This window comes from Actinomadura spongiicola (genome assembly GCF_003432485.1).
Lineage (GTDB): Bacteria > Actinomycetota > Actinomycetes > Streptosporangiales > Streptosporangiaceae > Spirillospora > Spirillospora spongiicola.
Genome location: NZ_QVNQ01000002.1, coordinates 608866 through 630537, shown reverse-complemented (window position 1 = coordinate 630537; position 21672 = coordinate 608866). Strand labels below are relative to the sequence as shown.

The following is a 21672-nucleotide window of genomic DNA, read 5'->3' as shown; positions in this document are numbered from 1 at the left end:
CACCTGTGGCAACGTGTCGCCGTTACCGGGCGATTTCCGGGGTAACAACTACATACCGTGTGACCCTGAACTCTTACCGTGCGGACACTGCACAGGGGTGCCCGACGTGGTGGAGAGGTACCCTTGGGGCGTGCGATCCCGTGTGGCAGGCGTACGGCGCCGCGATCGCCACGGTCGCGGTGTGCGTGGTCCTCTGACACCCCCGCAGGCGCCGGTCTCACGTACCCGCGCGGAACGGTTCGACGACCTCGTCGACGACGAGGCGCGTCGGCTCGGCGAGCGGTGGGAGCGCGAACTGGCCAGGGTGCGGTTCGGCGTCGAGGCGGTTCCGCCCGTCGAGCCGGGGTTCGCCGGGCCCGTCCCGCTCGCCCGAACCGTCCACCCGTCCCCGCCCGAACGTTCCGTCCGCATCGTCGTCTACCGCCGTCCCGTCGAGGCCCGCGCGAAGGGCGAGGCGGAACTCTCCCGCATGATCCGCGACCTGCTGGTCGAGGAGGTCGCCGACCTGCTCGGCCTGTCCCCCGAATCCGTCGATCCCAGCTACGACTCCCCCGACGAGTAGCCGGGGATCAGGGCTCCCTGGGAGTCCGCGGTGTCCGGGAGGTGGACGGTCATCGCGGCGGGCACGATCGGCAGGACGGTGAACAGGTACTCGTCGTCCTTGCCCTTCCCGAGGACACGTGCCGCGTGGACGGGCCCCGAGCCGGGCTTCGGCGTGATCACGACTCCGTAGGCGACGTCGTCGTCGGCGTTCGCGGCCGGTGCGGCCAGCACGGTCTCGACGGTGCGTCCGGCCGGAATCCTGACCTCCAGCGGGGCGCTCCTGCCCGTGGCGTTCATGGTCGTGACCTGGACGGTCGCCGCCCCGGCCGGTGCGGTCAGGACCAGGGACGAGTTGAACCGGTTGTCGGCGGCGACGCCGGGCCCGGAGACGGTGAGCGGCGGCGTGGACGTCCCGTAGGCGATGTCGGCGCCGCGTTCGGCGGCGAACCCCGCCAGGATGGGCCGGTCGGCGACGAGCCGGACGGCCGCGGCCCGGCCCGACAGCACGTCGTCGAGCGCGACGGACGTGACGGTCTTCGCGGGCGCGTCGACGACGTCCTGGCCGCGCGGGACGAACGCGCCGTCCTTCGTGATCACCTGGACGCGAACGCGGGCGTCGGCGTCGCCGGGCACGGCGACCAGGAGCCCGCGCTCACCGGACCCGCCCGGCACGCCCGGAACGAGCGCGGACGACGCGGGCGCGGGCGAGCGCGGCACCCACTCGACGCCCTTCTCCTCCCCGGCGCGGACGCGCAGGGACGCGGCGACGCGCCCGCCGGCCGCCCGGACGCGCAACGCGAGGACGGAGGCCGGCTTGACGACGTCCCCGAGCCCCTCGGACGACTCACCGATCTTCACGACCCTCGTGGTGTAGGGGTCGACGCGGGTGCCGCGCCCTTCGACGGTGTCGAGGGGTCCTTCGCCGGAGAGGGCGGTGAGGTCCACGAACACGGGCCGGGGGTCGACGTTGGTGAGGTAGAGGTCGAGTTCGTCGGCGGCGACGGGCCCGGGGCCGAGGAACCACAGGTCGGTGCCGGGCGCGGCGCAGCGGGCCCCGGCGAGGCCCCGGTCGTCGCCGTCGTCGTGGTACGTGGTCTGCTCGGCCGCCAACCCGGCGGCCATGGCGCCCGTGGCGCGGAGCGTGTAGGAGTCGTCGCCGGAGTCGGTGTCCTTCTCCCAACTCTGGCCGGGCGCCGTCATGGTGGCGATGGCGGAGCCGCCCTTCGTCGGCGTCATGTCCACGCGCCCGCCCTTCTCGCGGGCGATGGATTGCACGGCGAGCCGTCCGCCTTCGTGGCCGGGGCAGACCGCCACGGCGGACGTCACCGGGGCCCGCCTGCCCTTCGCGGTGGCCTCCCCCGGGCGGGCGAACGTCGCTGCCCCGTACAGGGCGGCGACGGCGACGAGGATGAGCGCGGCGGTGGCGTAACGCATGCCGAGGAGTCGCAGAACCTTGTCGGTGTTCACGAGACCTCCTCCGTCTCCGGGCTGCGTTCCTTCGTGGGAGGCGGTTCCTCGTGCTTCTTCTCGGGCTGGGCGCGGACGTGGCTTCTACGGCGGCGGCCTCGCCGTCCACGGCGCCGGTCCCGGCGGCTCTCGCCGGTCTTCTCACGACGCTTCTCACGGGGCTTCTCACGGGGCTTCTCGCGTGCGCCGCCGCCGCGGAGCGTGTCGGCACGCGCGCCCGGCAGCGCCAGAACGGCGACGAGCAGCACGGCGGCGCCCTGCACGACGACCCAGACGTGCCGCGCCGTCATGGACCGGGTCAGTTGGAACTCTCCTCCGGCGGCGGGGATGTCGTAGCCCTGCGCCCAGCCGTCCACCGTCCGTTCCTTGAGGTCCCGTCCGTTCAGGGTGGCCCGCCAACCGCCGTCGGACGGTTCCGCGAGCAGCAGGGTGCGTGTTCCTGTTCCGGCCGGGAGCCGGACGCGGGCGTCGATCCGTCCCGACGGCAAGGGGGTGACGGTGGAGCCTTGCAGCAGCATCATCCGGCCGGTCGGCGCGTGGAGGCGCCACACGGCGAACGTGTCGGTGCGGCTGAGGCGCGTCAGTTCGGGTGCCGTGTCGAGGACGTCCGTGAGCGGGTCTGTCCGGGGGTGCGGCACGAGGATGTGCTGGACGCCCATCCGGGTCAGCGCGGGCCCTTCATCGCCTTCACGGTTCGCCGCGAGCCCGGCGACGAGATCGTCCAGGCGGTCCCGGGCCTTGCCGCCGCCCGCGACCTCCGACTCGCCGAGCCGTGGCCGCGCGCCCCGCAGGAGGGTGTAGGAGACGCGGCCGGTCGGTTCCCGGTGCAGGACGAGTGTTCTCGCCCCGCCCGGTCCGTGGACGAACGCGGGGACGGTGTCGGGGTCGACGCGGCGCAGCGGCCCGTCCACGCCGTCCACCACCCAGAAACCGGCGGCCAGCACGGGCGCGGTGAACGCGGCGAGCACGACGGCGGCCCCGCCCGCCTTGGGGAGCAGTCGTGTGCCTCCCATGGCCTCGCCGGCCCGCTGGACGGCGGCCGTCGCGGCGACCAGGACCCCGCCGCCCGCGAAGATCAGCGCGACGCCGGGCCAGACGGGCGCCGCGTCCACGCCCTTGGTGACGGTGACGAAGCCGGTCAGGACCGCGATGAGCAGCCCGTAGACGGCGAGCAGCCAGCCCGCGAGGACGGTGTTGCGGCGGCGACGCAGCGCCAGCGCGCACACGCCGACCGCGAGCAGCCCGGCCATGGCCCACCACGCGGGTGTGCCGGGCCCGCCGGGATCGAGGGTGAGCAGGTCGGCCGCGTCGGCGGTCACGAACCGGCGGTGCAGGCCCGACTCCGTCAGAAAACGGGACGGGTGCGACAAGAGGCCGACCGTCCACGGGAACAGCAGCAGCGGCGGGACGCCGAGCGCGATGACGACGCCGCGGCGCACCCGCCGTCCAGGCCGGTCGAACAGCACCTGCACCGTCCCGGCGGCGAGCGCGGCGACCAGCCAGGTCAGGGGGACGAACGCCATCGCGACGGCGAGCAGCAGCGCGGTCGCCCACGCCGCCCGCCCGGCGCGGGCGCGGCGCGTCCGGACGTCGAACGCGGCGGCCTCCGAGCGCGGCAGCCCGTACACGCGGGCGAGTTGGACGGCGATCGGCGGGAGCAGGACGAGGACGACGGCGGTGCCGAGCCGTCCGCCCGCGATGGCGCCGGTGGCGGCGGGCAGCAGCGCGTACGCGGCGGCGAACCAGGCGCGGACGGCGGTCACGGGCAGGCCGCGGCCGTTGGCCCGGTGCCCGGTGCGCGGCGAGTGCGGCACGGGCGGCGGCCTCCTCACCAGCAGTCGGGACGCGCGGTAGGCGGTGAGGCCCGCGAGCGGCACGCTGCCGAGCAGCAGGATCGTCACGGCCAGCCACGGTTTGCCGAGCGTCACCGTCGACAGGGCGGCGAGAACCCCGACGTACGGGGGGCTTCCCGCGTCGCCGCCGAGCCCGACCGGATGCCAGCCGGACACGTACTGCGCCCACAGGTCGCTCGCGCCGCCCCACGCGGGGACGAGCGCGCCGCCGCCGAGCGACCCGGCGGCGGTGAGGAGCGAGCGTTCCGCCGCGACCGCGACGGCGACCAGCGCCAGCACGACCAGCACGCCGGGGTGGGTGAGGAGCCGCCGGATCGTGCCCGGTTCCTCGGGGGCGGGGGCGGTGTCGTCGCCGTCTTCCCGGTCTCGTTCGTGGGCGGCGAGGAACTCGGAGATCGCCTCGACCGTGCGGCGGGCCACGACCCGGCGGGCCTGGAAGCGCCGGACGGTGCGGTGGACGCGTTTGCGTCCGTCCGCGCGGGCGGCCCGCGCCTGCCGCAGCCGTCCCGGGTCGCGCAGGACGTCGCCGAGGGCGCGCAGCTCGTCGCGGGCGGCGGCCGGACGTTTGCTGACCGCGAGCCAGAGGGCGTGCGCGAGCGACGCCCACACGTTGCGGACCAGCGACCGTAGCATCGCGCCGAACGGCTGGTTTGCGAGCAGCGTGGCGAGGGCGTTGCGGCGGTCGCGGCGGTCCGGATGCTCGGCGGTCACGCCGGTCTCGCGGAGCCCGCGCCGGGCCGCCTCCGCGTGGTACACGACGGCGTCGGTGGCGGTGACGACGCGATGGTCGGCGGCGTGGACCCGCCAGCAGAAGTCGAGGTCGTCGCGGAAGACGCCGTAGTCGACGTCGAAGCCGCCGAGCGCGTCCCACACGTCGCGGCGGACGAGCATCCCGGCGCTGCCGACCGACAGGACGTCCCGGACGCCGTCGTGCTGGCCCTGGTCGAACTCGCGGCCGTCCAGGCCCGTCACGCGGCGTCCGACGGCGTCGACGGTGACGCCGACCTCCCGCAGGACGCGCCGGTCGTCCCAGTCGCGGACCTTCGGGCCGAGGACCGCGATGCTCGGATCGGTGTCGGCGCTCCGCAGGAGCTGGGCGAGGGCGTCGTGGGCGGGCGCGCAGTCGTCGTGGAGCAGCCAGAGCCACTCGGTGCGGGGGCTGCCGGGTTCGTCGTCGGGGACGGGCGTGGACGCGGCGTCCTGCCGCAGCGCCTCCGCGACGGCCTCCCCGTACCCGGTGGTGCGGGGCAGGGTGAGGACCTTCGATTCGCCGACGACCTCGGCGAGGAGGGCGGGTCCGCGGTCGCGGCTTCCGGTGTCCACGGTCACGAGGCGCTGGGCGGGCCGCGCCTGGGTCAGGAGTGCCTTCAGCGTCTCCGGCAGCCAGCGCGCACCGTCGTGCGCGACGAGGACGGCCGTGACGACATGGCGATCGAGAGTGGGGGACAAGGATCGCTCGATCTGTGGGGCGACGGGGTGGTCTTGGCTGAGAAGTTCAGCAGCCGTGCCGGCCCCAGGGGGCCGACACGGCTGATTACTGTACGCGCGGCCGCATGGGACACGCCTCGGATCACAAAGATCCGGTTGACCGCGGTTAGACGGCCTGGCGCTTCAGTTTGCGCCGTTCCCTCTCGGAGAGCCCTCCCCAGATACCGAAACGTTCATCGTGCTGTAGCGCGTACTCCAGGCATTCCGTACGCACCTCGCATGCCCGGCACACCTTCTTGGCCTCGCGAGTGGAGCCGCCCTTCTCCGGAAAGAACGCCTCCGGGTCCGTCTGCGCGCACAGCGCGCGCTCCTGCCAGCCCATCTCTTCGCCGTCTGTGCCGTGCGCCAGCGGGATGACGACCTCGCTCACAGCGCACCTCCCTGCCCGTGAAACCCCCTGGTCAACGCCTTCCCTCCGGTTCCTTCCCCCGAGAAGGCGTTGAAACTACACCGTTGAAATTACACGCGTGTAGTGCCTGTCCCGTCAAGCTGGATGGCTTTCCGGGCGACATAGAGGCTTATGCCGGGATGACCGTCATCACCCTTTGGGCGAAGAAACCGGTTACTGCGGTGGTGGAGGCCGGTTGTCGCGGTACCAGTCGCCGCCCTCTTCGGCGCGCTGCTCGCCCGCGCCCGGCTGCGGCGGCGCGGGTTGCGTGCCCTGCGGGCCCTGTTCCTGGGCACCGCCGCCGTACGCGCGGGTCCACTCGCCCATCTCTTCCTGCTCGGTGGGCTGATGCTGGGCGGGCTGGGCGGGCTGGGCGGGCTGGGCCGATTGGTCCGCTGGCTGGCCGTACTGCTGGTACTGCTGGTAGTCCTGCTGCGCGTACTGCTGGGGCTGACCGTACTGCTGCTGCCCGTACTGCTGCGCCGCCTGCTGACCCTCGGCGGCCGGCTGCTGGCCGTACTGCTGGTACTGCTGACCCGGCTGACCGTAGGCCTGCTGCTGCCCGTAGGCCTGCTGCCCATAGCCCGGCTGACCTGGCTGACCTGGCTGGTAGCCGTAACCCTGCTGCATCTGCGGACGCGCCGGCTGCAACTGCTGGAAGATGGTGAGGACGTACCAGCCGCCGACACCGACGATGGCGAGCTTGCTCGCGCCGACCAGGAACGTCGTCAGCTTCGTGACCGACCTCACGACATCGCCGTCGGCCAGCATCCCGCCCAGCCAGCACAGCACCCCGAACAGGGCGATGCCGCCGAGGACGCCGAGCGCCCCCATGGCGAGCGTCCGGGCCTGGGGGGTGGGCGTCGCCTCGCCCGACGTCACCAGCACGACGGCCAGGACGAGGAGGGCGACGGCCCCGACGTAGAGGAACAACCCGTCCCTGGTCTCGTTCAGGGCGCGCATCGAGAAGTCACCGTCGTTGCCGAGAAGGTTGATGATGCCCGCGAGCAATTGCAGACCCGCCGAGACGATCAGTACCCAGGCGGCCGGTTCGCGCATGCGCTGGACGGCTTCCTTGTTCACGGTGAATTCTCCCAGACCGAGGCAACCCGATTACACGGCAAAGCTTTGCATACTTCGACCCGGCGGCGTGACCCCGCCGGAACGGCCCGTCACCGCCGGGCCGACCGGGGCGCCGGGACGCGCGATGAATAGGGTGCTCCCATGAAGATCGTGGCGCTGGCGGGCGGCATCGGGGGCGCCCGCTTCCTGCGCGGGCTCCGGTCGGCCCACCCCGCGGCGGAGATCACCGTGATCGGCAACACGGGGGACGACATCTCCCTGTTCGGCCTGCGGGTCTGCCCCGACCTGGACACCGTGATGTACACGCTCGGCGGCGGCATCAACGAGGACCAGGGCTGGGGCCGGGCGGACGAGACGTTCACCGTCAAGGAGGAACTCGGCGCGTACGGCGTCGGCCCGAACTGGTTCGGGCTCGGCGACCGCGATTTCGCGACGCATATCGTCCGGACGCAGATGCTCGCAGCGGGATACGAACTCTCAGCGGTGACGGAGGCGCTGTGCGACCGGTGGAAGCCGGGCGTGCGGCTGATACCGATGACCAACGATCAGGTCGAGACCCATGTGGTGATCGAGGACGAGCAGGGGCGCCGCGCGATCCATTTCCAGGAATGGTGGGTGCGGCTCCGTGCGTCCGTTCCGGCACTGTCGATCGCGGCGGTCGGCGCGGAGGATTCCGCCCCCGCCCCGGGCGTGCTGGAGGCGATCGAGGCCGCCGACGTCGTGGTGCTGCCGCCGTCCAACCCGGTCGTCAGTATCGGGACGATCCTATCCGTGCCGGGCATCCGGGACGCGATCGCGGCGAAGACCGTCGTCGGCGTCTCCCCGATCATCGGCACCGCCCCCGTGCGCGGCATGGCGGACGCCTGCCTCACGGCCATCGGCGTGGAGACCTCCGCGCAGGCGGTCGCCGAACTGTACGGCCCCGACCTCTTGGACGGCTGGCTCGTAGCCGAAACCGACGCGAACGTCCACGTCAAGGACATCGAGGTACGCTCCCGCCCGCTCCTCATGTCCGACCCGGACGCAACAGCCGCCCTAGCCCACGCGGCCGTCGACCTCGCCCTCGAACTGAAGGAGACCCAATGAACCTGGAGGTCTTCGGCATTCCGGGCCTGCCCGAGGTCACCGAGGGCGACGACATCGCGGCCCTGATCTCCTCTGAGGCGGTGCAGGACGGCGATGTGCTCGTCGTCACGTCCAAGATCGTCAGCAAGGCGGAGGGCCGGGTCCAGATCGCCTCCGACCGCGAGAAGGCCATCGAAGCCGAAACGGTCAGGGTCATCGCGCGCCGCGCCCACGCCAACGGCGAGACCCGGATCGTCGAGACACGTCACGGCCTGGTCCTCGCCGCCGCCGGAGTGGACGCCTCGAACACCGAACCGGGCACCGTCCTGCTCCTCCCGGAGGACCCGGACGCCTCGGCCCGCCGCATCCGCGCGGGCGTCCGCGACCGCACCGGCGCGAACGTCGCCGTGATCGTCTCCGACACGCTCGGCCGCCCTTGGCGCAACGGCCTCACCGACGCCGCGATCGGCGTCGCCGGCCTGGACCCCCTGAACGACCTACGCGGCCAGAACGACCGACACGGAAACCGCCTAGACGCGACCATCACAGCAGTCGCCGACGAAATCGCCGCAGCGGCCGAACTCGTCAAAGGCAAACTGGACGGCGTCCCCATCGCCGTAGTACGCGGCCTCTCCAACCTGGTCACCCACGAAGATGGCCCGGGCGCCCGCGCACTGATCCGTCCACCCGCCGAGGACATGTTCCGCTACGGCCCCTCGGAAGTCCTGGCCGCCCGCCGCACCATCCGCGAGTTCACCCCCGACCCGGTCGACCCAGCAGCCGTACGCCGCGCCGTCGCCGCCGCGATCACGGCCCCGGCCCCCCACCACACCACCCCGTGGCGCTTCGTCCTGCTGGAGTCGCCGGAGTCCCGCACCCGCCTCCTGGACGCTATGCGCGACGCCTGGGAGGCCGACCTGCGCCGCGACGGCTTCTCGGAGGAGTCGATCACCAAACGCCTACGCCGCGGCGAGGTCCTGCGCCGCGCCCCCTACCTGGTCGTCCCATGCCTGGTCATGGACGGCTCCCACGACTACCCCGACGAACGCCGCTCCCAGGCCGAACGCGAGATGTTCGTCGTAGCCACCGGAGCAGGCGTGGAGAACCTCCTGGTCGCCCTGGCGGTAGAGGGCCTCGGCTCCTGCTGGGTCTCCAGCACGATGTTCTGCCGCGACGTAGTCCGCGAGACCCTGGACCTTCCACCCACCTGGGACCCCATGGGCGCCGTAGGCATAGGCCACCCCGCCGCACCCCCACGCCCCCGCCCCCCACGCAACCCAGACGCCTTCATAGAAACCCGCTGACCGACCCACCCACGCGTCCAGCGCTCCTCGATATCGATCCACCAATTCCGGATTGCGGTTGACATCAAGTCACCGGAGAGGTCACCGCGAGGTCTGTATCATTCCTCGACAGTCTCGTCGTTGATCAGTGATGCCCTCGGGATTTGGGGACGAAGTGGACGCTATCGTGCGGGTTTCGGGGCTGGTACAGGGTTACGGGCGCGCCAATGTCCTTGCCGGGGTCGATCTGGAAATCGGTCCGGGTGTGCTCGGCCTGCTCGGGCCCAACGGGGCGGGAAAAACAACTCTGCTGCGGACGCTGGCGACCACGACTCCGCCACGGAGCGGAACGGTGGAGATCTGCGGCACCCGGGTGGCCTCCGAACGGACGGCCAGGAAAGCGCGACGCGGTATCGGCTACCTCCCGCAGGAGTTCGGCTACCTGCCCGCCTTCACCGTGTACGACTTCGTTCGCTATTGCTCCTGGTTACGTGGGGTTCCAGGACGGCGAGCCCACGAGGCCACGGTCAACGCCATCGCGGCGGTCGGGCTCGCGAGCAGGCAGAAAGCGAAGATGAAAGCCCTCTCCGGCGGGATGCTGCGGCGTGCCGGAATCGCCTCGGCCATCGTCGGCTCGCCCAACTTGCTCCTGCTCGACGAGCCGACCGTGGGCCTGGACCCGGCGCAACGGCTGGAGTTCCGCGGGCTTCTGCGGTCGTTGGAGAACACCGCCATCGTGTTGAGCACACATCTGGTCGAGGACGTCGCCGCCATCTGCGACAACGTCATCGTGATGAGCGAGGGCCGATTTCTTTATTACGGCCCACCCCGTGAACTTGCTGGGATCGCGTCAGCGGACGCGCCCGGCGACAGCCCCCTTGAAAAGGGCTATATGACGGTGCTCACGGGCAATGAGGTGCCCGCCTGATGCGCATCTTCTGGACAGAGGTGCGGCGCTCGCCCCTTCGATGGTTGTTTCCGGTTCTCGTCTGCATCGATCTCGCGGCGTTGTTCGGCCGGAACACGTACTGGATAGGCGTATGGCCGCAGGCGAGCGCGGCTGCACAGATCCCGTCGCTGTTCTTCGGACCGGCCCTCGCGGCCTCGGCGGCCTGGGCCGCCGGGCGAGCGCACCGCTACAGTTTCGCCGAACAGTTTCGGGCCTCCGCGCTACCGAGCTGGCGGCCGGAGATCGCGCTCCTGGCCTGCACGCTGGCTTACGGAATGCTCGCCTACGGCGTTGGAGTGGCCGCGGCGGCCGTGGTGAGCCTGCCCGACGCGGGCCCTGGATTCCTTTGGCCGGGATATGTGCTGCTGGGAATGGGGAACGTGGTCGGCTGCACGGCCGTGGGACATGCGATCGGCCGTTGGTCACGTTCGGCGTTCATGGCGCCGGTCTGCTGCGGGATCGGCGTCTTCGTGCTACTCGGTCTGTTCGGGCAGTCGCTCGGACTGTTCGTCCTCTCCGGCCACCCACAGGTCGAGGTCGTTGATTCCGCTCTCGCGACACGGCTTATGCTCGCGGTGGCGATCACGGGTTTGGCCTTGCTCGTTCCCCTGGCGGCGGCGAAGGGAACGAAACGGTGGCGCTCCGGCATTATGCCTCGGTTGGCCGCGGCGGGGATCTGCGTGGGTCTTGTCGTCGTGACCTATGAAATAGCGTTGGGCGCATCACTCCAGACAGAGAGGGCCGCACCGGCTGAACCTCTGTGCTCCGGAGGCACACCCAGGGTTTGTGTATGGCCTGAGGATCGGAAGTACCTGCCGGAACTGGAGAAGATGGCGAATCGGCTGGCCTCCCTCCCGTCGGACAGGTTCAAGGTGCCTGCTACCTTCATGGAGTCAGGGCTCGGGGAGGACAAGTACGCGGGCTTTCAGATCATCGAGGGAAGCATGTGGTCGGTCTCTCCGAACATGGCGAGTTCCGTCCTGCAGGAGACCGTGAAACCGTATTGTCCCGCCGCGAACCAGGCGGCCGAAGACCGTCAGATGCGCGCCATCTTCGAGTTGACCACCTGGCTTGAGGCGTGGGCCAATGGCGCCGGTCAGCCCGCGAGCGTCGGCGGCGGCCCGCCCGGCGTCGACCTGCGGCAGGTCGGCGCCCTCATCAAGCAGCCCGAGGCGACCCAGTTCCAGTGGGCGAAACAACGGATCGACCAAATCAATGGGACGCCCTGTGCATAGTGGGGGGCGAACCGTCTGGCGCTTTCTGCGGGCACACCACCCCTACGGCACCCTCATCGGGATTCCGGCCGTCGCGGCTGCGGATGGAGTCGCGGGGTCGTGGAATTTGTGGATGCCCTCCGCCTACGCCGATGGAATGACGGTGGTGCCCTTCCGGCACTTCATTCCCATCGTCCTGGCGGCGATCGTCGTCGGCGGCCTGCACAGTTCGATGAGCGAGATCCAGTCGACCGCGACATCCGTCCTTCGCCGCTACGAGGTCGGCTACCTGGTGTGCGCTGCGACGGCAGCGATCGTCCTCCTCGGCGTTGCGGAGGCTTTGGCGACGTCTGCTGCGTCGGCTCTTCTCGTCATTCGGGGTTTCGTGGTCTGGATAGGCTTGGCTCTCCTGTCCGGACGGCTTTTCGGATGGCTGACGAACTGGCTCCTACCCGTCCTGACGGTGTTTCCGCTCGTCTATTACAGCTTGGACGATGTCGGCGAAGTGCGATGGTGGAACTGGACGGGCCAGCCGTCGGGCGACGCCGCGTCCTGGCTGATCGCGGCGACCAGCCTCGCAGCCGGAGCCGCCGCATTCACCCTCACCCCCTGGCGCCTCCCCCGCATGACGGCCCACTTCCGACCGAGTCAAGGAGTCGCCCCTACCGGTCGACCCGGTGTTCTTCGGCATCGAGCCAGACGTATTGGCCCTCGCCGGTGACGGTCAGGCCCCAGCGGTCGGCGGCGGGACGGTCGAGGCCGAGCCACCAGTGATAGGCGTCCTCTACCTCCTGCCAGAGATTCCGGTCGCCGAATTGCCGGACAGGAAACCGTTCGGAGCCTGGTTCGCAGTCAAGGCAGGCCCACGATCCCGACCACGGATCGACCAGCCATGCCGTGTACGCCCCGCCTTCGTGGTGGGTGACGATCAGCTTGCAGCGCGGCACCTTCAACCCGATCGCGAGGGACGCGTCATACTCTCCCAGCACGGAGTAGGGATGCATCCGTGTGAACGACCTACGTGCCCCGTCCAGGTCACGCACGTTCCGGTCGAGTGAGGCGCGCTTGCCGCGCTGGGCTCGCAGCCGCATGAACGCCACGTTCCCCACGATCCGACCCCGCATGGTGCCGTCCCGGGCCACCAGGAAGGACACCAGAGCACCGTTGTGGAAGTCGGTGGCCCACGGCACCAGCACCCGACCACCCGGACGCGTCTGGACCGCCCACTCCTGCGGCACACGGTCGGCGGCGACGGTGGCGATCACCCGGTCGAACGGCGCGGACGACCGACAGCCGACCGCGCCGTCCCCGACCACGACCGTGACGGGGTATCCCGCCTCGATGAGCGACCGACGCGCCCGGTCGGCGACCGCCGGATCGACCTCGACCGAGGTCACGTTGCCGGGACCGAGCCGCTCGGCGAGCAGCGCCGCGTTCCACCCGGTCCCGGTCCCGATTTCCAGAACGTTCATGCCCGGCTGCACGTCCAACGCCGCCAACATCAGGGCGACCACGTCCGGACGGCTGGCCGAGCTGGTGATCTCCCGGCCGATCCGCCCCGGCAGTGACGGGACGCCATCGTCCACCTGCGTGATCACCGCGTCGTTGGCGTAACACAGCTCTAACCAGGCCGCTTCGTCGTCGGCCCGGTCCACCGGCACCAACCGGTCACCGTCCTCCACCCACACCGTTTCGGGAACGAACCGGTGGCGTGGCACCACCTCGAACACGGGTCGCCAATCGGGTGTCAGGTCACCGGCATCCGTCAGTTCGGTGACGAGACGTGCCAACAACTTCGCCGCCTCGGGCACCTACGCACCCTTCTCGTGCTTGCCGCCGCCCTTGGGATCGTCCTTCTCCGGCGGCGGGATCGGCTTGTCCCATTGGCCGTCCTTGTCTTTCTTGTCCTCGTGCCTGCCCATCTCGATCTCCTTCGGCTTGCTCGAATGAGGACTCTAGTGTTTCGACTTGGAGATGGGCCATGGCGTGCAATCGACAATCGCCTCCCGACGAGGCGAACAATAGTCGTTCCTGAGAGCGCGGTTTAGAGCCCTCGACGTCCAGGACCTGGTCAATGACCGAGACGCCCTTGTTTCCGGAGGTGTAGGTCGTGGAGATGCGGTAGAGGCCGGACGGCGCCACCACGGGGTACGCGGATGATTCGTTGACGACGCAGTTGCTACCGGCCGTCCGGGTCACCAGTGCGGATTGCCCGGGGACGACGTTGATCGGGCCGCCGGTGAACAGGTTCGTGGCGCGGAATGTGATCGACGTGTCGGGCTTGATGCCGTTTCCGCCGAAACGGAACGAGGAGAGGTTGCGGACGGCCGTCACCCGTGGAATTCCCAGCGACCGGTCGCCGTCATAACCAGAGAAGTACACGCTTCCGGCTGGGTCAGGTAGGCGTGCCCAGGCGTCCGGCAGGTGGCCGCGATGGAGGCCGGGGCGGCGATCACCACCAGCACCGTGGACAGCGCCAGCGCGCAGGCGAGCGAGATGAGCTGTCTGAGCGTCAGGGGAACACTGCGGAGCAACACTGGGAACTCTTATCCTCCGGGGCCGTCAGGCGGCTACGCCGTAGGGAGTTCGCCGCCGCGCGAACCCCCGGTTGGGGCGCGACGGTGGCCGGGTGGGGACACCTCGGGAATAGGTTCGGGGCCCTGCGGGCTGATCTGGGCGGCTGGGATTTCGGTGGGTGCGGCCGGGCGCAGAATATGACGATTGACATAGAGTGCCTGTATGGACGGCATGAGCTCCGCGCTCCGTCGGGCACTGGCCCGTGCGCGTGACGGCAAGACACTGGACCGATCCGAGGCCACGACACTGTTGGGCGCCCGTGGGGCGCAGCTCGACGATCTCCTCGCTCACGCGGGCCGGATCCGGGACGCCGGTCTGGAAGCCGCGGGGCGTCCGGGCGTCATCACCTACAGCCGCAAGGTGTTCATCCCGCTGACGCGCCTGTGTCGCGACCGCTGCGGGTACTGCACATTCGCAACCGTCCCGCACAAGCTGGACGCGCCGTACCTCAGCCCCGACGAGGTGTTGGAGATCGCGCGGCAGGGCGCGGCGATGGGGTGCAAGGAGGCCCTGTTCACGCTCGGGGACCGTCCCGAGGACCGGTGGAAACAGGCCCGCGAATGGCTCGACGCGCATGGCTACGACGACACGCTCTCCTATGTGCGCGCGATGGCGATCCGGGTGCTGGAGGAGACCGGGCTGCTGCCGCATCTGAACCCGGGCGTGCTGACCTGGCGCGACTTCCAGCGGTTGAAGCCGGTGTCGCCGTCCATGGGAATGATGTTGGAGACGACGGCGACGCGGCTGTTCAGCGAGCGCGGCGGCCCGCACTTCGGGTCGCCGGACAAGGACCCGGCCGTCCGCCTGCGGGTTTTGGAGGACGCCGGACGGACGAACGTGCCGTTCACGACGGGCATCCTCATCGGCATCGGCGAGACGGTAGAGGAACGCGCAGACGCCATCTTCGAGATTCGGCGGACGATGCGGGAGTACGGCGCGATCCAGGAGGTGATCGTGCAGAACTTCCGCGCCAAGCCCGACACCAAGATGCGCGACGTCCCCGACGCCGAGTTGGAGGAGCTGGCCGCGACGATCGCGGTGACGCGGCTCATCCTCGGTCCGAAGGCGCGCGTGCAGGCGCCGCCGAACCTGGTCGCCGACCAGTACGGGTTGATGGTGCGCGCCGGGATCGACGACTGGGGCGGCGTGTCCCCGCTGACGCCCGACCATGTGAACCCGGAACGGCCGTGGCCGCAGATCGAGGAGCTGGCCGCCAGAACGGCCGAGTCGGGGTTCGAGCTGCGCGAACGGCTGACGATCTACCCTGAATACGTGCGGCGCGGCGAACCGTGGCTCGACCCGCGGCTGATCGGGCACGTCGCGGCCCTCGCCGACCCGGAGACGGGGCTCGCGCGGGAGGACGCCGTCCTGGAAGGACGTCCCTGGCAGGAACCCGACGGCGGTTTCGAGGCGTCCGGGCGAACCGAGTTGCACACCGAGATCGATACGACCGGCCGCACCAGTGACCGGCGCGACGACTTCGACGAGGTGTACGGCGACTGGGACGCGTTGCGCGAACGCATGTCCGCGCCCCAGCGGTTCGACGCCGACGTGAAGGCGGCCCTGGCGAATGCGGAGCGAAACCCGGCGGGCCTGTCGGACGACGAGGCGCTGGCCCTCCTCCACGCGGACGGCCCGGAACTCGACGCGCTGACTTCTCTGGCCGACGACCTGCGCCGCGAAGCGGTCGGCGACGAGGTCACCTATGTCGTGACACGGAACATCAACTTCACGAACGTCTGCTACACCGGCTGCCGGTTCTGCGCGTTCGCGCAGCGCCGCACGGACGCCGACGCCTACACGCTCTCCCTGTCCCAGGTCGGCGACCGGGTGGACGAGGCGTGGGAGGCGGGCGCCACCGAGGTCTGCATGCAGGGCGGCATCCACCCCGACCTGCCCGGAACCGCCTACTTCGACCTGGCCCGCGAGGTGAAACGCCGCGCGCCCGACATCCACCTGCACTCCTACAGCCCGATGGAGGTCGTGAACGGCGCGTCCCGGACGGATCTGTCGATCCGGGAATGGCTGGAGGCCGCCCGGGAGGCCGGGGTCGATTCGCTGCCCGGGACGGCCGCCGAGATCCTGGACGATGACGTCCGGTGGGTCCTGACGAAGGGGAAGCTGCCCGCCGACCAGTGGATCGAGGTCGTCACCACGGCGCACGAGCTTGGGATTCCGACGACGTCCACGATGATGTACGGGCATGTGGACACGCCCGCGCACTGGGTCGCGCACATCAAACTGCTGCGCTCCATCCAGGAACGGACGGGCGGGTTCAGTGAGTTCGTGTTGTTGCCGTTCGTCCACCACAACTCGCCCATCTACCTCGCCGGACTGGCGCGGCCGGGCCCGACCGTCCGCGAAAACGTGGCCGTGCACGCCTTGGCGCGGATCCTGTTGCACGGCGCCATCCCGAACATCCAGACATCCTGGGTCAAGCTGGGCGACGAGCTGTGCACGCGCGTCCTCCAGGGAGGCGTGAACGACCTGGGCGGAACGCTGATGGAGGAGACCATCAGCCGGATGGCCGGGTCGGAGAACGGCTCGTTCAAGCCCATCAGTGACTTGGAGGCGATCGCGGCACGCGCGGGCCGCCCGTCCAGGCAACGCACCACCCTCTATGGCGACGTGCCCGCCGAACGACTGGAGGCGTCCCGCCGCACCGACGGCATCGGCCACTTCGGCAGACGGCTACCGCTCGTCGGCACCTGATCAGGACACCCGGCCGCCGTACTCGGAGTTCCGGAGCAGCGCCGTGACCTCCGCCCTGCTGTAGCGACGGTGGCCGCCCAACGTTCGGATCGAGTTCAGCTTCCCCTGCTTCGCCCACCGGGTCACGGTCTTCGGGTCGACGCGGAACATGGTCGCCACCTCGGCGGGGGTCAGCAGTTCCTCGATGTTGACGGGCTGATTCGACATTGGGGGGGTCGTCTCCTGTTTCAGTAGGTATGGCGTCCGGGGGCACGGCGAGGTGGCGCGACGACGTGGCGTCCAGCCCGTCGCTGACACCCGACCAGGAGGACGACGGTCAGCAGGCCCGTCACCGTCCCCAGGCCGATCGCCAGCACGATCGCGACGGTCACCGGACGACGTCGCACGGCGCGGACGTGCGTGCGCCGTCGTCCGGTGCGGGGCGAGGCCCTCCCGACACCTCCGCCCAGACGGTCCGGGCTCCGGTGTCGGGGTCGACGAAATCACCCCAGCGGTCCGCGAGGGCCTCCAGAATCATCAGCCCACGACCACAGACCTCGTCGCCGCACGGACGCCGCGCCACCGGGACCGTGCCCCCGCACCCGTCGTCGGTGACTCCGACCCGGAGCAGGTTCGGCCAGCAGAGCGCGACCAGACGCACCCGGCCGTCCGGACGAATGGCCACGCCAGAATGGAGGCACGCGTTCGTGACGAGTTCCGAGACCATCAGCTCGACGTCGTCGACATCGAATCCCCGGACGTCGGCGAGCCACCCACGCACACAGCGCCGGGCACGACCCGCCGCCGACTCCTCGGCGGGCCAGGACACGTCCAGGAGCATTAGACTGCCGATGGGTTCCGATACGGTTCCCGTAAGTATGGGCATTTTCGTCCATTCCGGGGCCGCGCCAGAAGCTCACCCTGACCACCTCAGGGCTTCGTCCACCTGGGCAAGAGGCGGACAAACGGGCATTCCTGGCGTCGGCCCCTCCCTCTTCGATCTTGCGTGCGGACAGCCGTTCACTGATCACCAATCAACGGGCCCCTCTCAACCGGAATCGGCACCCGAAACCTTCCATGAGGCTTGGGAAAGCGGCTGCCGACGCCCGACCGCCGTGGCACCGTAGATGCGCACAAAGAGCTGATATTTGATCACCATCAGTGAGCGAACGTAGCAGTGCTACTATGGACGTATTGACTACTGCATGCAAGTAGTTCTTACGAAGATCTTGGTTGAAGTAAGCCAAGCCCCCTCCATGCAACTGATCTTGGTGAGGCTGAAGTGACGCCACCCAAACCCACCTATGCGCCGTCCGTACGAGCACGACGATTGGCCCGCTGGCTCCGCGATTTCCGTCGCAGGTCAGGACTCAGCCAGGACGCAGTCGCCGCCCGGCTCGGCTGGTCTCAGGGAAAGGTCGGCCACCTCGAAAGTGGCCGCAACAAGGCTGCCCCACACGACGTCGCCCTCATGCTGGACATCTACGGCGTCGTCACCCCGGAACGCGAAATGGTCCTCGAACTAGCCGAACGAGCAGAACAACGCGGCTGGTGGACGGACTACATCGACGTCCTATCGAGCCCATATGTCGCTCTAGAGGACGAAGCCTCCACGATCGGCGACTGGACGCCCCAGGTCGTCCCGGGGCTCCTTCAAACGCCCGACTACGCACGCGCACTGCTCACCGCCTGGAACCTGGACAGCACCAGCGACCGGGAGATCGAGCGTCGCCTACAAGCCCGCATGGCTAGGCAAACGATCATCACTCGCACTGAGGCCCCGCCGAGCCTGCATGTCATCCTCGACGAGTCCGTCCTGGCGCGCCAAATCGGCGGCCCGGAGGTTCAGCGCGACCAGATGCATCGGCTTGTCAGAGAGGCCCGCCGACCGAACGTCACCATACAGGTTCTACCGACCTCGGCCGGAGCCCATGACGGCCTAGAAGGAGGCTTTATCTTGCTGCGCTTCGCCGAACCTACGGACCCGGACGTCGCTTACACCGAGGGATTCCACGGAGCAACCTACCTCGAAACCCCACACCTGGTGTCCCGATGTAATGTCGCCTTTGGGCGCCTTTGTGAACTGGCGCTCAGCCCGCAGAAGTCAGCGAGCCTCATACGGGCCGCTGCCGAACAGTAAAGGTCCAGTTCACATGACCAAGATCGACCTGTCTCGCGCCGACTGGTTCAAGAGCAGCCACAGCGGAGACGCCAACACCGCTTGCGTCGAAGTCGCCACCAACCTCCCCGCCATCGTCGCCGTCCGCGACAGTACCAACCCCACCGGTCCGGCCCTGGTGTTCAGTCCGGCCGCCTGGAAGAGGTTCACCGACAAGCTCAAGAACGACGAACTTCATCCCCACGCCTGACCTGAGGACCCGAACGAACAAGGCTCTCGTCGCCTTCACGGCGGGAGCCTTTGTACGAACGGGTTATCAGCGTGCTTCATCGCCGGGCACTGCTCGGTGGTGTGCCCATGTGCGGGTGGCCGTGGCCATTGCGCTGAGCCACGGTTCGTCGGGACGTCGGTCAGCGAGCGTCCTGTACATGAACGCGTTGGCGGCGGCGAACGCGTCGATCACTTCAGAGTCGGCATCCTTCCACGCCGGGCAGCCGGACGCCCACTCCTCGGCCTGCTCGGGGCTGTGCCCGGCCGCGATGAGTTGAATGACCAGAAGCGCGGGGTCGATGACGGCGGCGCCTCGGGTCGGCCACGCCCAGTCGACCGCCCAGGTCCGCTCACCGATGATGATGTTGGACCAGTGGATGTCGGTGTACAGCAGCGCGTCACCGCGCAACAACTCCGGCCGGTCGGTGTACCTATCCCAGCGGGTCTCATGCCAGTCCACGGCGACCTCCGGCAACGGCAGACCACCGATGCGGTTCAGCACCTCGACCACCGTGGGCAGATCGTCCGAGCCCGCCGTCAAGTCCGCATGGCGTCCTCGGACGATCTCGAAGCCGAGCGCGATCCATTCCGGATCTTCCGCCTGCCATTGCACAGCCGGGGAGATCGGGTGCACCCACGAGTTGATGAGCCCCTCCCGGATCAGCGAGTCGCGTCGGCCGCCAGGCCGGTTGCGAACGGCCTTAACGAACCACACGCCCTTCTCACCCGTCACGAAAGCGGTGAGGTCGGAGGAGAATCCGTGCTCGGTCGGCTCGACGGCGACGAGTGCGCCGATGTGCGGGTACATCGCCTCGGCGAGTCCGGCCAGGCCGGGAAGGTCGCTCAACTGGATCTCCTGTCAGGTACGAGGATTGCAAGAACTCATCGGATGTCCCGGGGAGCATTCCTGGTCCGGGTCGCATCCCCCAGAGCGGGGGACGGCGCGGATGGTGGTGGTGGCCTTGGCCATCGCGGTGCCGCCGACGATAGCGGCCAGCGACTCCTCACGTACGTTGCCCACGCTCATCCACCCGGACATCGCGCACGGTGCGACCGTGCCGTCCGGCCCCACGGCGGCACGGCCGTCTCCGCACCGACCGCACAGTTCGGCGGTGGCCGGTGCCTGGTTGACAGCGGCGCGACCGAACGCGCGCACTCGATCGACGCGGATCCGGGTGACGCCGATCGCGGTCAGGTCACGACATGCCCTCTCGGCACGAACGGGATCGCCCGTGTCGATGACGCCGACGCGCAGCCGTACCCCGAGTTGGACGGCTCGGACGATGTTCGCGTGGGTTCGGGCGTGGGAGGGACGTCGAGTAACGGCGTCGTGCTCGGTCGGGTCGGCGGAGTAGTACGAGGTCGCCACCGACACGCCCTCGCGCTGGAACAGGCCCCACCAGAGGCCGGACACGTGTACGAGGTTGGTGAACACCTCAATCGACAGGCCGAGGTTGAGCGCGTGCTCGAGCAGGAAGGCGGCGTCCGGGTGCATCGTCGGCTCGCCGCCGATGAACTGGACGCGGCGGATCCCACAAGCGGCGGCCTGGTCAAGGACCCGGATCCAGTCGCCATGCGTCATGGTTCCGTGGTCTCCGGTCGGACCGGAGTCGTTGTAGCAGTGCGCACAGCCGAGCTGGCACCGGCGGGTCAGATCCAGCCAGAGCATGTCGGGCAGCTTTCGCTCGGACTGCTCAGCTGCTAAAGCCATGGTCATGGCGTCCTCCACGGGCCGGGCCTTCTGTCGTCTGCTACAGAGCGTCCATCGGCCATGACGTCATGAACCAGGAGTGTGACCGAGTGTTACAACCGAGTTCAGCCGAGCTCCTCGATCGCCGAACTGATCAGGGCTCGGGCGGGTGCGCCGGTCACCGCCATCTCGGCCAGTTCCTCGAAAGCCTTCGCATAGATGACGATCTCCCCTGGAGCGGTCACCGTGACCAGTGCGGACGGAAGTTCCACCTGGACGTTCTTGACGTCGAACATGGTGAAGTCCGGGCGTGGAGTGGCGGTGCGCATCGCGGCGAAGGGGATGATGCCGAGTGACACCGACGGCAGCGTCATGACGGTCAGCAAATGGCTGAGCTGCCCGGCCATGATCTCGGCACCGCCGATCCGGTAGCGCAGCACACTCTCCTCTATCACGAAGGCAAAGCGGTGGTTTCCCTTCGTGAGCACCCTCTTCCGGTCGCGGCGCACGGTGACCGCCGCCTCAACGTCGTCCGGAAGTTCGCGAAACCGTTGGATCAACCCGAGTAGAGCGCTCGTGTATTCGGCGGTCTGGAGTAGGCCGGGCACGGCCCGGGAACAGTACGCGCGCAGGTGACGGCACTCATCGAACTCGACCTGCGCCGACTCCTGGAGGCGTTTGAGGCCGGTGCGCTGGAGCCGCTTCCATTCCACGTAACCGCTTTCGGCGTCGCGCAGTCGCGCTATGAGGTCCTCGGCCTCATCGGCGGCTTCGCAAATACGACACCAGGTGCGAACATCGCTTCTTGATGGCGCACGCACCGCGTGCTCGATCTGGGAGACCTTTGTGCGGTGCCACCCGGCCTTGCCAGCCAGGGCCTTTCCAGTCAGTTCGGCATCGAGCCGCAGCTCGCGCAGGCGAGCGGCCAGCTCTTCACGGGCGGCCCGGACGGAAGACGACGGTGAGAAGGACATCGGTCGGAACAAGCGACC

At 69.3% G+C, this 21672-nt stretch carries 21 protein-coding genes; 9 read left to right on the top strand and 12 right to left on the bottom strand.

What is annotated here, in order from left to right:
* Positions 1–181 precede the first annotated feature (181 nt).
* A complete protein-coding gene (locus tag D0T12_RS07520; RefSeq protein ID WP_233525889.1) occupies positions 182–562 on the top strand; it encodes a metallopeptidase family protein in 381 nt (126 codons plus the stop codon).
* Here D0T12_RS07520 and D0T12_RS07515 read toward each other — a convergent pair.
* The 4 genes from D0T12_RS07515 to D0T12_RS07500 form a co-directional block, all read right to left on the bottom strand.
* Positions 541–2010, bottom strand: coding sequence for a DUF5719 family protein (locus tag D0T12_RS07515; RefSeq protein WP_117398710.1), 1470 nt, complete (start codon positions 2008–2010; stop codon positions 541–543). The genes D0T12_RS07520 and D0T12_RS07515 overlap by 22 nt on opposite strands.
* Positions 2007–5312: a glycosyltransferase family 2 protein gene (locus D0T12_RS07510; RefSeq protein WP_117398709.1), complete on the bottom strand. Its 3306-nt coding sequence runs from the start codon at positions 5310–5312 to the stop codon at positions 2007–2009. Before D0T12_RS07510 ends, D0T12_RS07515 begins: the two co-directional genes overlap by 4 nt.
* 145 nt (positions 5313–5457) lie before the next feature.
* Positions 5458–5673, bottom strand: coding sequence for a WhiB family transcriptional regulator (locus D0T12_RS07505; protein WP_171064042.1), 216 nt, complete (start codon positions 5671–5673; stop codon positions 5458–5460).
* 240 nt (positions 5674–5913) lie between these two features.
* Positions 5914–6822, bottom strand: coding sequence for a hypothetical protein (locus tag D0T12_RS07500; protein WP_147339428.1), 909 nt, complete (start codon positions 6820–6822; stop codon positions 5914–5916).
* Between the two features lie 141 nt (positions 6823–6963).
* Between D0T12_RS07500 and cofD the strand changes: the two genes are divergently transcribed.
* The 5 genes from cofD (at position 6964) to D0T12_RS34805 (ending at position 12054) form a co-directional block, all read left to right on the top strand.
* Entirely contained in the window at positions 6964–7908 is a 945-nt protein-coding gene (gene cofD, locus D0T12_RS07495; protein ID WP_117398707.1) for a 2-phospho-L-lactate transferase, read from the top strand.
* The gene (locus D0T12_RS07490; RefSeq protein ID WP_117398706.1) at positions 7905–9191 is read left to right on the top strand and encodes a coenzyme F420-0:L-glutamate ligase; all 1287 of its coding nucleotides are present in this window, start codon (positions 7905–7907) and stop codon (positions 9189–9191) included. Before cofD ends, D0T12_RS07490 begins: the two co-directional genes overlap by 4 nt.
* Before the next feature lie 154 nt (positions 9192–9345).
* Positions 9346–10098, top strand: coding sequence for an ATP-binding cassette domain-containing protein (locus tag D0T12_RS07485; RefSeq protein ID WP_199487335.1), 753 nt, complete (start codon positions 9346–9348; stop codon positions 10096–10098).
* Complete coding sequence (locus D0T12_RS07480; RefSeq protein ID WP_117398704.1) at positions 10098–11354, top strand: ABC transporter permease; 1257 nt, start codon at positions 10098–10100, stop codon at positions 11352–11354. The genes D0T12_RS07485 and D0T12_RS07480 overlap by 1 nt, the downstream gene beginning before the upstream one ends.
* A 112-nt stretch (positions 11355–11466) precedes the next feature.
* Positions 11467–12054: a hypothetical protein gene (locus D0T12_RS34805; protein ID WP_147339427.1), complete on the top strand. Its 588-nt coding sequence runs from the start codon at positions 11467–11469 to the stop codon at positions 12052–12054.
* On the opposite strand, the gene D0T12_RS07475 is transcribed toward D0T12_RS34805, so the two are convergent.
* Positions 11996–13144 carry a methyltransferase domain-containing protein gene (locus D0T12_RS07475; RefSeq protein ID WP_117398703.1) on the bottom strand — a complete coding sequence of 383 codons (1149 nt, stop codon included), beginning with the start codon at positions 13142–13144 and terminating at the stop codon, positions 11996–11998. The two genes, D0T12_RS34805 and D0T12_RS07475, sit on opposite strands and share 59 nt — an antisense overlap.
* A gap of 519 nt (positions 13145–13663) precedes the next feature.
* Positions 13664–13870 carry a hypothetical protein gene (locus D0T12_RS07470; RefSeq protein WP_117398702.1) on the bottom strand — a complete coding sequence of 69 codons (207 nt, stop codon included), beginning with the start codon at positions 13868–13870 and terminating at the stop codon, positions 13664–13666.
* A gap of 202 nt (positions 13871–14072) precedes the next feature.
* Here D0T12_RS07470 and D0T12_RS07465 point away from each other — a divergent pair, with 202 nt between their 5' ends.
* Positions 14073–16622 carry a bifunctional FO biosynthesis protein CofGH gene (locus tag D0T12_RS07465; protein WP_117398701.1) on the top strand — a complete coding sequence of 850 codons (2550 nt, stop codon included), beginning with the start codon at positions 14073–14075 and terminating at the stop codon, positions 16620–16622.
* Here D0T12_RS07465 and D0T12_RS07460 read toward each other — a convergent pair whose 3' ends face one another.
* The 3 genes from D0T12_RS07460 to D0T12_RS07455 are packed head-to-tail and all read right to left on the bottom strand — an operon-like array spanning position 16623 to position 17430.
* Entirely contained in the window at positions 16623–16829 is a 207-nt protein-coding gene (locus D0T12_RS07460) for a BldC family transcriptional regulator (protein ID WP_117398700.1), read from the bottom strand.
* A gap of 20 nt (positions 16830–16849) precedes the next feature.
* Positions 16850–16993, bottom strand: coding sequence for a hypothetical protein (locus D0T12_RS35270; RefSeq protein WP_158581438.1), 144 nt, complete (start codon positions 16991–16993; stop codon positions 16850–16852).
* Complete coding sequence (locus tag D0T12_RS07455; RefSeq protein ID WP_199487334.1) at positions 16990–17430, bottom strand: ATP-binding protein; 441 nt, start codon at positions 17428–17430, stop codon at positions 16990–16992. The genes D0T12_RS35270 and D0T12_RS07455 overlap by 4 nt, the downstream gene beginning before the upstream one ends.
* A gap of 453 nt (positions 17431–17883) precedes the next feature.
* Between D0T12_RS07455 and D0T12_RS07450 the strand changes: the two genes are divergently transcribed.
* The gene (locus D0T12_RS07450) at positions 17884–18741 is read left to right on the top strand and encodes a helix-turn-helix domain-containing protein (RefSeq protein WP_117398698.1); all 858 of its coding nucleotides are present in this window, start codon (positions 17884–17886) and stop codon (positions 18739–18741) included.
* A gap of 13 nt (positions 18742–18754) precedes the next feature.
* A complete protein-coding gene (locus D0T12_RS07445) occupies positions 18755–18970 on the top strand; it encodes a DUF397 domain-containing protein (protein ID WP_325050743.1) in 216 nt (71 codons plus the stop codon).
* Positions 18971–19036: 66 nt separating this feature from the next.
* Here D0T12_RS07445 and D0T12_RS07440 read toward each other — a convergent pair whose 3' ends face one another.
* From D0T12_RS07440 to D0T12_RS07430, 3 genes are all read right to left on the bottom strand, one after another.
* Positions 19037–19837, bottom strand: a complete 801-nt coding sequence (locus D0T12_RS07440) for a protein kinase (RefSeq protein ID WP_199487333.1) — start codon at positions 19835–19837, stop codon at positions 19037–19039.
* 12 nt (positions 19838–19849) lie between these two features.
* A complete protein-coding gene (locus D0T12_RS07435; protein WP_199487332.1) occupies positions 19850–20701 on the bottom strand; it encodes a radical SAM/SPASM domain-containing protein in 852 nt (283 codons plus the stop codon).
* A 104-nt stretch (positions 20702–20805) separates the two neighbouring features.
* Positions 20806–21654 carry a helix-turn-helix domain-containing protein gene (locus D0T12_RS07430; protein WP_117398697.1) on the bottom strand — a complete coding sequence of 283 codons (849 nt, stop codon included), beginning with the start codon at positions 21652–21654 and terminating at the stop codon, positions 20806–20808.
* Positions 21655–21672 lie beyond the last annotated feature (18 nt).

What these genes read in the sequence shown, in the direction of transcription:
- D0T12_RS07505 (WP_171064042.1), bottom strand. Translation starts at nt 5,673, where the DNA reads ATGGGCTGGCAGGAGCGCGCGCTGTGCGCGCAGACGGACCCGGAGGCG.
- cofD (WP_117398707.1), top strand. Translation starts at nt 6,964, where the DNA reads ATGAAGATCGTGGCGCTGGCGGGCGGCATCGGGGGCGCCCGCTTCCTG.
- D0T12_RS07490 (WP_117398706.1), top strand. Translation starts at nt 7,905, where the DNA reads ATGAACCTGGAGGTCTTCGGCATTCCGGGCCTGCCCGAGGTCACCGAG.
- D0T12_RS07480 (WP_117398704.1), top strand. Translation starts at nt 10,098, where the DNA reads ATGCGCATCTTCTGGACAGAGGTGCGGCGCTCGCCCCTTCGATGGTTG.
- D0T12_RS34805 (WP_147339427.1), top strand. Translation starts at nt 11,467, where the DNA reads ATGCCCTCCGCCTACGCCGATGGAATGACGGTGGTGCCCTTCCGGCAC.
- D0T12_RS07465 (WP_117398701.1), top strand. Translation starts at nt 14,073, where the DNA reads ATGGACGGCATGAGCTCCGCGCTCCGTCGGGCACTGGCCCGTGCGCGT.
- D0T12_RS07460 (WP_117398700.1), bottom strand. Translation starts at nt 16,829, where the DNA reads ATGTCGAATCAGCCCGTCAACATCGAGGAACTGCTGACCCCCGCCGAG.
- D0T12_RS07445 (WP_325050743.1), top strand. Translation starts at nt 18,755, where the DNA reads ATGACCAAGATCGACCTGTCTCGCGCCGACTGGTTCAAGAGCAGCCAC.
- D0T12_RS07435 (WP_199487332.1), bottom strand. Translation starts at nt 20,701, where the DNA reads ATGGCTTTAGCAGCTGAGCAGTCCGAGCGAAAGCTGCCCGACATGCTC.
- D0T12_RS07430 (WP_117398697.1), bottom strand. Translation starts at nt 21,654, where the DNA reads ATGTCCTTCTCACCGTCGTCTTCCGTCCGGGCCGCCCGTGAAGAGCTG.